The 13,085-nt window shown below is 70.0% G+C and carries 11 protein-coding genes; 7 read left to right on the forward strand and 4 right to left on the reverse strand.

What is annotated here, in order from left to right:
* Positions 1–5: 5 nt before the first annotated feature.
* The gene (locus ON33_RS33605) at positions 6–1,190 is read right to left on the reverse strand and encodes an acyl-CoA dehydrogenase family protein (RefSeq protein WP_040863190.1); all 1,185 of its coding nucleotides are present in this window, start codon (positions 1,188–1,190) and stop codon (positions 6–8) included.
* Between the two features lie 99 nt (positions 1,191–1,289).
* On the opposite strand from ON33_RS33605, the gene ON33_RS33610 reads away from it, so the two are divergent.
* The 5 genes from ON33_RS33610 (at position 1,290) to ON33_RS33630 (ending at position 6,521) form a co-directional block, all read left to right on the forward strand.
* Entirely contained in the window at positions 1,290–1,994 is a 705-nt protein-coding gene (locus ON33_RS33610; protein ID WP_051153296.1) for a helix-turn-helix domain-containing protein, read from the forward strand.
* A gap of 133 nt (positions 1,995–2,127) precedes the next feature.
* The gene (locus ON33_RS33615; protein WP_051153297.1) at positions 2,128–3,153 is read left to right on the forward strand and encodes an LLM class flavin-dependent oxidoreductase; all 1,026 of its coding nucleotides are present in this window, start codon (positions 2,128–2,130) and stop codon (positions 3,151–3,153) included.
* 46 nt (positions 3,154–3,199) lie between these two features.
* Positions 3,200–4,471: a condensation domain-containing protein gene (locus ON33_RS33620; protein ID WP_040863191.1), complete on the forward strand. Its 1,272-nt coding sequence runs from the start codon at positions 3,200–3,202 to the stop codon at positions 4,469–4,471.
* A 169-nt stretch (positions 4,472–4,640) separates the two neighbouring features.
* A complete protein-coding gene (locus ON33_RS33625; protein WP_306307533.1) occupies positions 4,641–5,804 on the forward strand; it encodes an MlaD family protein in 1,164 nt (387 codons plus the stop codon).
* Positions 5,805–6,005: 201 nt separating this feature from the next.
* Positions 6,006–6,521 (forward strand): L,D-transpeptidase, encoded by a 516-nt coding sequence (locus ON33_RS33630; protein WP_040863263.1) that lies wholly within the window; start codon positions 6,006–6,008, stop codon positions 6,519–6,521.
* A 90-nt stretch (positions 6,522–6,611) separates the two neighbouring features.
* Here ON33_RS33630 and ON33_RS33635 read toward each other — a convergent pair whose 3' ends face one another.
* On the reverse strand, positions 6,612–7,016 hold the full coding sequence (locus ON33_RS33635) for an SgcJ/EcaC family oxidoreductase (protein WP_040863192.1): 405 nt from the start codon (positions 7,014–7,016) through the stop codon (positions 6,612–6,614).
* A gap of 94 nt (positions 7,017–7,110) precedes the next feature.
* Between ON33_RS33635 and ON33_RS33640 the strand changes: the two genes are divergently transcribed.
* The gene (locus ON33_RS33640) at positions 7,111–8,100 is read left to right on the forward strand and encodes a sigma-70 family RNA polymerase sigma factor (protein WP_306307532.1); all 990 of its coding nucleotides are present in this window, start codon (positions 7,111–7,113) and stop codon (positions 8,098–8,100) included.
* A gap of 3 nt (positions 8,101–8,103) precedes the next feature.
* Here ON33_RS33640 and ON33_RS33645 read toward each other — a convergent pair whose 3' ends face one another.
* Positions 8,104–11,118 carry a helix-turn-helix transcriptional regulator gene (locus tag ON33_RS33645; protein ID WP_169336867.1) on the reverse strand — a complete coding sequence of 1,005 codons (3,015 nt, stop codon included), beginning with the start codon at positions 11,116–11,118 and terminating at the stop codon, positions 8,104–8,106.
* Between the two features lie 133 nt (positions 11,119–11,251).
* On the opposite strand from ON33_RS33645, the gene ON33_RS33650 reads away from it, so the two are divergent.
* The gene (locus ON33_RS33650) at positions 11,252–12,445 is read left to right on the forward strand and encodes a hypothetical protein (protein WP_040863195.1); all 1,194 of its coding nucleotides are present in this window, start codon (positions 11,252–11,254) and stop codon (positions 12,443–12,445) included.
* Here the strand turns inward: ON33_RS33650 and ON33_RS33655 are convergent, their stop codons facing one another.
* Complete coding sequence (locus ON33_RS33655; protein WP_040863196.1) at positions 12,446–13,084, reverse strand: TetR/AcrR family transcriptional regulator; 639 nt, start codon at positions 13,082–13,084, stop codon at positions 12,446–12,448.
* Position 13,085: the final 1 nt, after the last annotated feature.

Below are 13,085 nucleotides of genomic sequence, written 5' to 3' on the forward strand. Positions count from 1 at the left end.
TCTTCTCAGCGGGTGACGGGCAGGCCGAGGGCGGTCTTGGCGATGATGTCGCGCTGCACCTCGTTGACGCCGCCGCCGAAGGTCAGGATGAGCGCGGAGCGGTGAAAGCGTTCGAGGCGCCCGCGCAGCAGCGCGCCCGGGGAATCCGCCCGGATCACCGCCTCGGCGCCGAGCACCTCCATGAGCAGCCGATACCCCTCGAGGGCGAACTCGGTCCCGAAGACCTTGGTGGCGGAGGCATCGGCCGGTCCGAGTTCACCGCGATCGGCCGCCCACGCGGTCCGCCAGTTGCGCAGCTTCAGATATTCGGCGTGCGCGTGCACGCGGGCCAGGTGCAGCCGCACCCATTCGGCGTCCATGACCCGGGACCCGTCGGGCAGGACGGTGGCGCGCGCCCACTCGGTCACCTGCCGCAGCGATTCCCGCAGGGGCGCGGCCGAGGCCAGCGCCACGCGTTCGTGATTGAGCTGATTGGTGATCAGCGCCCAGCCCTGGTTCTCCCCGCCCACCAGGTTGGCGGCCGGCACCCGCACCTCGGAGTAGTAGGTGGCGCTGGTGCCGACCCCGGCCATGGTGTGCACCTTGGTCCACGAAAACCCCGGGGCCGTCGTGGGAACGATGAAGATCGAGAGCCCGGCGTGCTTGCCGGCGCCCGGATCGGTGCGGGCGGCCAGCCACACGTAGTCGGCGTATTCGATGAGACTGGTCCACATCTTCTCGCCGGTGATGACGTACTCGTCCCCGTCGCGCACGGCGCGGGTGCGCAGCGCGGCCAGATCCGTCCCGGCGTCCGGCTCGGAATAGCCGATGGAGAAGTGCAACTCGCCGCGGGCGATACGCGGCAGGAAGAACGCCCGCTGCTCGGCGGTCCCGTAACGCATGATGGTCGGCCCGACCGTATTGACCGTGAGATACGGCAGCGGCACGCCCGCGGCGGCGGCCTCGTCCAGGAAGATCAGCTGATCGAGCATCGAACGGCTTTGTCCGCCATGCTCTTCCGGTCGGCCGAGCGCCAGCCAGCCGTCGGCGCCCAGTCGGCGCACCACCTCCTTGTAGACGGTCCCGTCGCCGTGCTCGCCGCCGGGACCCGCGCGCAGACCGGCCCGCACCTCGGGTGTGACGAGGTCGGCGAAATACTCGCGCAGCCGCTTGCGCAGTCGGTTCTGTTCGTCGCTGAAACTGATGTGCATAGGCTGAAAGGTAGGAAGCCGCGAGGCCCGATCCGCCCGCCTGGCAGGAAGCTGCCAGATCCGCCGGGCGCGACCGGGCCCCGTGTCACGATCGGGGAAGTGATGCAGCGACAGCAGACCGGCGCCCTCGCCACCGGCATCGTCCGGTTCAGCCAGGAGGGGCACTGGGATCAGGATGTCCACCACCTGCTCCGGCATGCCCGGCGGGAGGCGGTGGTGGCGGTCTCCAACCCTACCCACTCCAGCGATCACCTGCGGCTCGGGCAGGTGGTCGTAGACGATCTGCTGGCCGCGGGCAAACAGGTCCGACTGCTCTACTCCCCCGACTATCTGGAACTGCGCGACCGCCGCCCCCTGCTGCGGCACTCCTCGCAGGGCGCGCAGATCCGGGTCACCGACAACGACTTTCACAATGTGCTGATCATCGATCGTGCCATCGCGGTGCTGTGGAGCGGCGCGGGAGCCGACCAGCCCTACGCCTACCTGGTGCGCGAACCGGCCCTGCTGCGCGCCCTGCACCAGTTCGCGCTGCTGAGCTGGCAATCCGGCCACGGCCTGGCCGGGCACCTCGACACCGCGGGCATCGAGATCACCCCCACCGACCGCGCCGTCCTCAACGCCCTCAATCTGGGGCTCATCGACGAGGCCGCCGCCCGCCGCCTCGGCATGTCGCTGCGCAGCTACCGCCGTCACATCGCCGGCCTGATGATCCGGCTCGAGGTGCGCAGCCGCTTCCAGATCGGTGTTCGCGCAGCGCAACTCGGCCTGCTCGACGACCTCCCGCACCCTGTCGCATCTCCCTGACGCACCCGGTACCACTGCCGATAGCACCGGCGGAGACCGCGCCTCTCACGGTGGTTGCGGATCCGCCGCGACCACCTGACAGGGGCAGCGAAGAGTGTTGCCGGGCAGCGGTTTCGGCATCGATATTGACTGAATGAACGTGGTGGCCGCGCTCCGGCTCAATATGACCAATGTCGACGACCCGGTGGCCGGGCATCGGGAACGGTATCGGGCCGCGCTGGAGATGGCGGAGTACGCGGACCGGGCCGGGTTCGCGGTGGTCAATTGCGAAGAGCACCACGGGTCGGGCACCGGGTGGCTACCGGCGCCACTACTGCTCGCCGCGGCGGTGGCAGCGCGCACCGAGCGGATGCGGATCAGTATCGGGGCGCTGCTGGTGCCACTGTACGAGCCGGTGCGGCTGGCCGAGGATCTCGCGGTGCTCGACAATCTGTGCGGCGGGCGGCTGACGGTGGTCGCCGGAATCGGCTACCGGCCAGCGGAATACGCCGCGCTGGGGCGGGACTTCAGGCGGCGGGGCAAGCTCATGGACGAGGCCCTGGAGATCATGTTCGCGGCCTGGGGGAAGGAACCCGTTCAGCTCCACGGGCGGCCGTTCGACGTCACGCCCAAGCCCTGCACCGAACCCCATCCACAACTGCTCATCGCCGGGATGAGCGCGGCGGCCGCGCGCCGGGCCGCGCGCTTCGGGCTGCCGCTGTCACTGCCGATGGCCATGCCGGAGGTCGAGGAGCTCTACTACGCGGAGCTGTCCCGCTGCGGCACAACGGGTTTCGTCCACAAGACCGAACCCGGCAGCAAGCTCACCCTGCTGCACCCGGATCCCGACACGGCCTGGCACAGCTACGGTCCACACATCCTGACCGAGATCCGGGAGTACGCGTCGTGGCGGCGTGACGGGGTGCCGCGCCCGCACGAGACCGTGCCGGATTCGGTGGAGGCGCTGCGGGCGCACGGCTACCTGGAGATCCTCACGCCCGAGGAGCTACGGGACCAGATCGCGGCCGGGCGTACCGAAATCCTGATCAATCCGTTGATCGGTGGTCTGCCGATCGAGGAGGGCTGGGCCGCGCTGCGCCTGCTCGGCGACGAGGTGCTCGCACGCCTCGACCTCGCACCGACCGTCGGCCGATCCGCATCTGCTGGCCAATCATCCTGAACCGCATACCTTTTCGCTTCCGAAGTACCCGATCGCAAGGACGAGCATGACCGATCTGCGCCCCGGGCGGCTCACGGCCGCCGCCAAGAAGTTCCTGACCTGGGACCCGAACCCGGCCGTCTTCGGCGTCACCATCCCCTGCCCGGTCCCGGTGGCGATGGGGCTGGAAGACGCTCAGCGGCTGGTCAATACGCTCATCGACACGCACGAGGCGCTGCGCAGCCGCTACAGCTACGGCGAGGGCGCGGCCTGCGAGATCGAGCCCGAATCCGGCGGCGTCATCGACCCGGCCCGCGTCGACGTGCGGACCATCGATATCGAGAGCCTCGATCCCGGCGCGCTCATGGAGCTGATCGAGACGGAATCCGCCGCGGCCAACCTGCGGCTGGATCCGCCCGCCGGCAAGGTCGTCACCGCGGTCCTGTTCACCCGCTCCCAGGACATGAACATCCTGCTGTTCACCGCCCATCACGTCGCCATCGACGGGGTCGCCATGTGGGTCCTGTGGGACGATATCGCCACCTATGTCCGGCAATGGGAAGCGGCAGAACAGATCTCACTGCCGCCCGAGTCGACCACCGGCTCGGAATGGGCGGAATTCCTCGACGACTACGCGCCCACCCGGGTCGGCGAACGGGACTACTGGCTGTCCACCTCCGACAGCGAGCCCAATCAGCAGATCCGCGCGGCCACAACGAAATCGGCGCACTTCGACGGCGTCATCGACGGCGCGCTCGCCCAGCGCCTGCTGGTCGACCTGCCCGGCGCCTTCGACGCCAGCTACACCCGGATCCTGCTCGTCGCACTGGGTCTGGCCATCGAGGACGCGACCGGCACGGCGCGACCCATCCAGGTGCAGAAGCACGGCCGCTACAGCCGCCTGCGGCCCGGCACCGACCTGTCGCGCACCGTCGCCTGGATCTCCGACGACTACCCGTGGCTGCTGCGGCCGATCCCGGGCAGTCTCGAGACGCGTCTGCGGGACGCCCTCGTCACCTATCCGCCGCACCCGGAGGACTTCACCCTGCTGTGCTGGCATCACCCCGAAAGCTGGCCGCACTTCCTGACCTACAACTTCCCCAAGTTCTACTTCAACTTCCTCGGCGACGTGGGGGTGTGGATCCCAGACGCGCAGTCGCGGGAACAGGCCCGGCTCACCATGTTCGACCTCAGCATGTTCCTCGGCACCAGCAAGCCCGAAGGCGTTGAGCAGGTGCACTATTCGGTGCACTCGCCCGACGGTGGGCTGGGCGCCGAGCGCATGCGGGCCATCGTCACCCGCTGGCTGTCGATCATCGAGACCGTGGAGCCGCGCTGAGCACGGGTGAAGGCCGTCGAGTCCCACCCGGCCACTTCCGCCCCGCCCGGGCACCGCTCACACCGGGTTCCGCGTCCCGGCTGTGGTTAGATTGCGCGCAGTTTCGCCCGAGGTTAGCTATGCATCGACACTATTAACGCTGATCAGCGGTGGAGGCGGGCCTTTGAACGTGCTGCGCGGGCACAAGACGCTGTTGTCGAATCTGTCTCTGATCCTGCTCTTCGCGGTCGGAGCCGGCTATCTGCTCATCCACGTGGCGCGTGTGCGCCCACCGGGCGGCAGTTACACCGTCACCGTGCAACTGGATCGCTCGGGCGGTTTACAGGCGGGCAACGACGTCACGTGGCGCGGGTTCCGGGTGGGCTCGGTCAAGCAGATCGCGATCCGCGACGGCGGCGCCGGGGTGTCGGCGGTCGCGGAAATCGAGAACAAGTACCGGATCCCGGCCGATGCCCAGATCGCGGTCTCGGCGCTGTCGGCCGCTGGCGAGCAGTACATCGACTTCCGGCCGAATACCGACAATCCGCCCTATCTGCGCGATGGCCAGGTGGTGCGATTCGACCGCGGCCGGATCTCCACGCCGACGCCCGTCTCGGAGACGCTGACCGATACCAGCGAGCTCATCGCACAGGTCGATCCGGAGAAGCTCGGCGTGATCCTCGACAATCTCGACACCGCGCTCAGCGGCGGGCCCGATCAGCTGCGCGGCCTCATCGACGGATTGAGCATCGCCACCACGGGTTTGGACAACCGGCTGCCGCAGACCATCAGCCTCATCGAGAATCTGCGCGTCATCGCCGGCACCACCTCGCACGCGCAGCCCGATCTCGCCACGCTGACCCACAATGCGTCCGGACTGGTCGACCAGGCCCGCGCGGCCGACAGCGAACTGCGGCGATTACTCGACCACGGGCCGGGAGAGCTGGGTGTCGCCGAGGCGGTCCTGGACCGGGACATGGATCCGATCCAGAGCCTGGTCACCAATATGTCGGCCATCGTGCGGTCCGCGCTGCTGCGGCAGCCCGCGCTGCGCGCCCTGTTCCCGGCGCTGGTGGTCGGGACCTCCGCGATGGGCGTGCCCGCCCACGACGGCGAGTTCTACACCATCGTGGACGCCTGGCTGCGGCCGTGGTGCAACTATCCGACCCGGACCGTGCCCGCGTCCATCGCGACCGTGCCGATCTTCAACCGCTGGAACTACTGCGACAATCCGCCCGACGACCAGCAGATTCGCGGGTCCGCCAACGCACCGCGCCCGGACGTCCCCAACAATGGCGCGCACCGGCCGACCGGGGCCGACCCGAATGATCGGACGCTGCCGCCGGTTCGGTGACACCTTGCATACCGATTCGGCGAAATCGGGCGTGTCGGCGCGCCTGCCGCGGTTTATCCCGCGAATCTCGTTTTCCACCCGTCAGAATGATCATCGGTACCCAGTGGTCCCATGCTTGTGCCAACGAAGAATGTCCCTTGCCCTGACAGCGGCATCGAACAGGGCGGCGGGCCGAGGCTAGGAGAGGGTCGAAACTCGATGATGAGCAGAAGTTCCCTCGGCTTGGCGGCGCGATCGGCGGTCATCGCCGGTGTGGCGGTCGCAGGATTCGCGGCGGCGCCCGCGCAAGCCGATCCATTGTGGCCGGGCGGACCGGATGTACCCGGTGTTCCGGCGATCGTCCCGGGCATCGCGCCCGGCGATGTCAACGCGCCGTGCCAGACGGCGGGCACTCGTGCCTGCCTCAAGCTCGGCAGCAATGAAGCGTGGCTGATGGACAACGGCAAGGTCGTCTTCGGCCCCACGCCGATCTCGCACGGCATGCCCGGATTCGAGACGCCGCCGGGGGTGTTCCACGTGTCGTTCAAGAAGCCGTTCCACTGGAGCACCATGCACAACGCTCCGATGGAGTACGCGGTGTTCTTCAACGGGGACATCGCCTTCCACATCGGACCGGTGGACAAGAAGTCGCACGGCTGCATCCGGATGACGCCGGACGGGGCGCGCGAATTCTTCAACTATCTGAACCCGGGCGACACGGTCGAGGTAGTGCCGTAAAGGCGACCGGAATCGGGATGGGAGGGCCCCCTCCGGCAGCTGTCCGGAGGGGGCTCGCTCATCTCCGGGTAGCGCCGGAGATCCGCGCGGCTAGGCCGCGCAGTTGTGGTACGAGGTCACCAGCCAGCGTCCGTCGCGATGAATCAGGGTCCAGGTGGCCACGATCCAGCCGTCGGCGGGCGGCTCGGACCGGCCCGCGAGCACCACGGCGCTGCGGCTGACCACGATGGCGGTGCCCGGGACCGGGAAACGCACCTGCTGCGGTTCGTCGACGGTGTGCGAATCCTTCAGCGGGCCCGCGAAACCGGCGGCCATGGAGGCCCGGACCGCCTCGCTGCCGACGTTCACCACGCCGCGCACGACGGAGGTGGCGTCGGGGTCGTAGTCGGCGATGAAGGCGTCGGCGTCATTGGCGGCCCAGGCGCGGTAGAGGTTCTTCAGGACATCGAGGACGGCCTCGCGGTCGGTGTGGCCTGCGGTCTCGGTCGGGTGCACAGCGGTGTCGGTCCTGGTTTCCTCCTCGGATGGCGGCCGCGGTGAGCGGCTCACGAGTACCTACCGGCGAGGTGTGCCCGATTCATCGCGGCGGGTGTACAAATTTCGGCAGAGCCTGGATTCGAGGAGTGAGGGCATGGCGAACACGGACTTCGAAGCGGACACCGGCCGCTACCGACGGGAATTGCTCGCGCATTGCTACCGCATGCTCGGGTCCGTCCACGACGCCGAGGATCTGGTGCAGGAAACCTATCTGCGGGCCTGGCGAGCCCGCGACAGCTACGACGAGAAGCGGGCCGGGATGCGAACCTGGCTGTACCGCATCGCGACCAATGCCTGCCTGACCGCGCTCGAACAGCGCGGGCGGCGGCCGATGCCGTCGGGACTCGGCCACGAGCCCGGCGACGATCCGCGCGAGACGCTGGTACACGGCGGGGAGATCCCGTGGCTGCAACCGATTCCGGACTCGCTGCTGGGCGATCCCTCGGAAGCCGCTGTGGCCCAGGGCAGTCTGCGGCTGGCGCTGGTCGCGGCCATGCAGCAGTTGCCCGCCAAGCAGCGGGCGGTGCTGGTGCTGCGCGAGGTGCTCGGCTGGCCCGCCGCCGAGGTGGCGCGGGCGCTGGACATGACCCCGGCGGCGGTGAACAGCGCGCTGCAGCGGGCACGGAAGACACTGGACCAGAACGGCATTCGAGAGGACGAGGTGTCCGAGTCCGCCGAGCAGCGGTCGGTGGTGGACAGCTACGTCACGGCCTTCCGCAATGCCGATCTGGCGGCGCTCGAGAAGCTGCTGTCCGACGACGTGATCATGGAAATGCCGCCCATGCTCAATTGGTACCTGGGGCGTGCGGCCTACATCGGTTTCATGGCACGCGTTTTCGACATGAACGGCACCGATTGGCGCCTGGAGCCGATCGGAGCCAACGGCCAGCCGGCACTGGCGGCCTACATCCGCGACGGCGACGGGTACGCCCTGCACACGCTGCAGGTCTTCACGATCCGCGACGGCCTGGTCACGAATCTGATCGCCTACCAGGTCGAGGAGATCTTCCGGCTCTTCGACCTGCCGGCCCGATTGCCCTGAGCCTCAGTCGTTCTCACCGACCGATACCAGCAGACCGTGGTCGTGCGCGAAGGCCGCGGCCTCGGTCCGGCTGGCCACGCCGAGCTTGGTGAGAATCCGGGAGACGTGCACGCCGGCGGTATTGGCACTGATGAACAGTTCGGCCGCCAGACCACGATTGCTCATGCCCCTGGCGACCAGCCGGAGCACGTCCAGTTCGCGCGGGGTCAGGCCATGCCGGCCGGATGTGGTGCCGCCCTGCGTTTTCGGTGCCGCTACGCCGTGCGCGGTGGTGAGGCGGGCCCGTTCGGCCAGCCGCTCGGCCGCCGCCAGCAGCGGCTGCGCGCCCAGCCGGGTCGCGATCTCGGTGGCCTCCCGCAGGTCCGCGTCGGCTGCGGCGCGATTCCCCTCGGCCGCATGCGATTCCGCGGCGTCGATCAGGGCGGCGGCCACCTCGAGCGGTCGTTCGAGCGCACGCCAGGCGGCGGCCGCCTCCGTCCAGCGGGCCGCCGAACCAGCGAGGCGCGCGGTGAACACGGTGCGGTAGGCCGCATCGACCGGCGATGGCGCGGGCAATGTGTCGCCCAGGGCGAGCAGTTCCGCGGGCGCGCCGACGGTGCGGGCGGCCAGCGCCACCAGCGGCCACGCGTCGTGCGGATGCGCGAACAGCGTTGCGACACCGTCGTCTTCGGCGAGCACCCCGGCCAGCGCCGCCGCCGCGCCGGCCTCGTCGCCCGCCACCAGGTCCACTGAGCAGTTCAGCGCGACGAGTTCGAGCCGGTACTGCGCGGCCCACCGGCTGTCACCGAGCAGGCGACCGGCTTCGGCCGCCGCCTCCCGCGCGTCGTCGACGTTCCCTTCCGCCAGCGAGATTCGCGCGAAGCACAGGGTCAGCGCCGCCCGGCTCAGGGGCGGCAGCTGGTCGAACTGCGTCTCGTCGACCACGGCCCGGGCCTCGTCCCAGCGGCCGAGCGCGGCCAGCGCCTGCGCCCATTTGACGAACAGGATCGGCGCGGATTCGGAGAACCGGAACGACTCGTGCGCCGCCCGCAGCCCCTGCCGGACCGCGGTGATCGCGGCGTCGTATCGACCGGCGGCGACCAGCACGGCCGACTCCCAGGTGGCGACATCGACCACGATCCGGGCGTCCCCGGCCGCGGCGGCCGCCCGATGCGCCTCCGCGAAATGATCCAGCGCCCAGTCGGTTTCGTCCGTACTCGCTCCGACGATCGCCAGCGCGTCATCCGCCGCTCCTTCGGCGGCCGCCGCGGCGCCCGCCAGCCCGAGATGGGCGTGCGCCCGCGCCACGAGCGCGTCCGCGCCGAGTCGCCGCGCGATAGCCAGCGCCGCACCGGCGTCCGCCGCCGACCCCGCCGCATCCCCTCGGAAGATCCGCGCGGAGGCCGACTGCACCAGCGCCTCGGCGCGCTCGGATCCGGCCGATTGCACCGGCAGCAGCGCCAGCGCCCGCGTCAGATCCGTGCCGGGCCCGGCCCCGGTGGTGCCCCGCAGATACGCCCGCCGCCGATACATGCGCGCCACCCGCTCGGTCGCGCGCGAATCGTCCTCCCCGTCGCCCGCCGACCGGCCATCGGACCTCGATTGGGCTGCGCCAGCGGCGGACTCGGCCACGAGGGGGATCCGCGGGGGCGGCGCCGTATCGCCCGCCGGGTCGAGCATGGCCAGCGCGGCGTCCGCGGCGGCGATGCCGCGCTCGGTCGCGCCGCAGGCCACGGCGACGTCGACGACCTGTTCCAGCACAGCAAGTTTCGTGGTGGGCAGGATCCGCGCGGCATCGGCCACCCGGTCCCAGAGCACGAGGATCTGTTCCAGCAGGCGGAGCCGTTCGGGGTGGGTGGCCGGGACGGCGGTGGCGGCCGACCAGTAGGCACGCAGGGCCTGCTCCAGGTCACCGGCGGCGCGGGCGTGGCGGGCCAGATCGGCGCGGGATTCGGCGTCGAGGGCGTCGCCGCGGGCGCGCAGGGTCGCGGCCGCGCGGGCGTGCAAGCGGGTGCGCTCGCCGGGCAGCAGCTGATCGTAGACGGCCTGGCGGATGAGGCCGTGCCGGAATTCGTAACCGGTGTCGGTGGTGTGCAGCAGGTGGCGGTCGACCAATTCCCGTAGCGCCCGGTGTAGTTCGTCCGGGGGTAGGTCGACGGCGGCGGCCAGCAGTTCGTGGTGGACCGGGGAGCCGAGCACCGCGGCCGGGGGCACCACGGCGAGAGCCGGTGCGGAGAGGCCGGATTGGAAGCCGAGCAGCAGGTCGGTCAGGTCGGCGGGCAGGTGGTCGGGACACTGGCCCAGCGCCTCGACGAACAGCGGGTTACCGCCACTGCGCTCGAAAACCCTGGTGATGAGCCCGGGTTCGGGCTCGCGGGCGAGCAGGGCGGCGAGCTGACGGCCCACCTCGTGCCGGGTCAGCGGGTGCACCTCGAGCACCCTCACCCCCGGGTTGCGGCGCAGTTCGGCGACCAGACCGCGCAGCGGACCGGCCTCACCGGGACGGTAGGTGCCGACCAGCAGCGCATCCGCGTCGGCGAGATTGGCGGCCAGGAAGGTGAGCAGTTCACGGCTGGCGTCATCGGCCCAGTGCAGATCCTCGAGAATGAGCACCACCGGCCGGGTCATGGCCAGTTGTTCCAGCAGCGTGAGGATTTCGCCGAACAGGCGGATCCGGTCGGCCTCCGGGGCGGCGCCGCCGGTCTGGACGGCCAACTGGGGCAGCCAGTTCGCCAGTGCCGGGTGCGGCGGAAGCAGGGTGGCCACCGCCTCGGCGCCGAGCTGCCGGACCAGTCCGCGCAACACCGTCAGGAAGGGCGCGTAGGCCACGCCACCGGTCCCGAGCTCCGGGCAGCGACCGAGCAGCACCAGCGTGCCGGCGGCCAGTCGCTCGGTGAACTCGCCCACCAGCCGGGATTTCCCGATGCCGGCCTCACCGGCGATCAGCACGGTCTGCGTGCCGGCGTCACCTACCGCCTCGACCAGCGCGGACACCTCAGCCGCCCGCCCAACCAGGACACTACTGCCGGGAAAACTCACCACTCCATGATCATGCCGCGACACGCACAATTCGCCCACTCGACAGGCCATTTCGCAGTCCGTTCACAGCTTCACGGGGCTTATAGTGCACGCGGCGCTATCGCCGGAGCTATCGGTATGTGGATGGGCAGGAATGACGGTCGAGAACCCGACAAGGGTGTCGGTGCACGAAGCGTGGGTGGCAACGGATCGCGACGGTGGCCGGCGGTGGTGGCCGGTGATCCTGACGCTGGTCGTGATCCTGGTGGTCGCGGCCGCGGTCGCGGGATGGATGATCGGCGGGCGCGGCGACCGGTCACCCGCGGCGGCGGCGCGCGCCGATCTGGACGCCGCCCGGGTGGCGCTGATCAACGCGCCCGGGGCGCATTACACCGGCCGCCTGACCGTGCCAGGCGGCAAGAAGGCGACCATCGACCTGCGGGTCACGAATGTCGGCGACGCGTCGGGAACCCTGGAGTTCGCACCGGGAAAACCGCTGTCGTACCTGAGAATCGGCGGCAAGACCTTCGTGCAGGGCAACACCGAGGCCTGGATCGGATACGGCTTCTCCGCCGACGACGCCGCCCGTTCCGACGGACAGCAACTGCTCGAACCCCCGGCGATCGGCGGCCTCGACGTGCCGGCGACCCTGACGCCCTCGGTCCTCGGGCGGCAGCTGGACCCCAATGCGGAAGCGCGCAAGGCGGTCACGGCGGGACCCTCCATCGCCATTGACGGCCGGCGGTCCACCCCGCTCATCAGCGGCGCGGTCACCACCTACGTGAGCTCCGGGCAGGTCGATCGGATCACCGAGCGGGCCTTCGACATTCAGGTGGCGCCCATGACCACGGACGAGGTCGCCGGGCTCTACGGCGACCTGCGGACCGCGGCCGCCGCGACCGAGAACGCCACCGACTCGGAAACCAAGATCACCGTCGCGGGCAGCTGGAGCGACCCGTGCGGACCGGACTGCACCGCGATCGAAACCCTGTCCAGCGCACGGCAACCGTTCGACGCGGCGACGGTCTCCGCGCCACCGGCGGACGACATCCCCGTGTGGTATCAGATGGTCCTCAACGTCAACGGGATCGTCATGCCCACCCCGCTGTGCACCGGCGTCCTGCCGATACCGATGAACGCAACGGCGACAGTGTCCTGTCCGTTCACCATCGAGGCCGAGGGCGGAACCGTCGACGCGGTCCTGAAGAACCACCCGCTGATGGGCCGGGTCCGTGCCGACGCCCTCGTCACCGCCGTCGACGGCAATGCCACGCGCAGCAGGGCCAAGACCGCGTGCCCGGTAGAACGGGTCGAGGGGTCCGCGTTCTGGACCAAGCCCGGCTGCTGATCACGGGGCGGTCAGGAACCCCTCGACGATTCGGCGCACCTTGCCGACCGCGCTGTCGTCGCCCAGGCGCAGTGCGGTATTCGCCGATCCGAGCACGGCGTCGATCTGGAAGGCCGCCAGATCGGCGTCCAGGTCGGCGATCTGGCCGTGGTCGCGGGCGTAGGCCAGCTCACCCGCGAGCAGATCGATCCAGTCCTGCTGATTGGCGGCCAGCGCATCGCGCACCGGCCCGGGGCGGCTGTCGAATTCGGCCAGGTTCGCGGACTGGAAGCAGCCGCCCGCCAACCGGGGCGCCACGGCATAGTCGTCGATCCAGTGCTCGATCAGGGCCCGGAGTCGTTCGGCCCCACGGGGTTCTGCCAGCGCGGGCCGGACGACGGTGTCCTGGAAGACCGTGCGGAAGTAGTCGATGGTGGCGAGCTGCAGGGTTTCCTTGGTGCGGAACAGTGTTTGGATGCCCGCCTTGCTGAGCCCGGTGTCGGCGGCCAGGCGGCCGAAGCTCAAGCCTTCCAGGCTGTCCAGCGAGGCGATGTCCACGGCCCGGCCGAGCACCACCTTGCGGGTGCGCGAGCCGCGCAGCAACCGCTTGTCGGTGATCTCGGTGTCGTCGGCGGCGGCTGCCGGAACCGGGTTTCCCATA

This window comes from Nocardia niigatensis NBRC 100131, assembly GCF_000308655.1.
GTDB classification, from domain to species: domain Bacteria; phylum Actinomycetota; class Actinomycetes; order Mycobacteriales; family Mycobacteriaceae; genus Nocardia; species Nocardia niigatensis.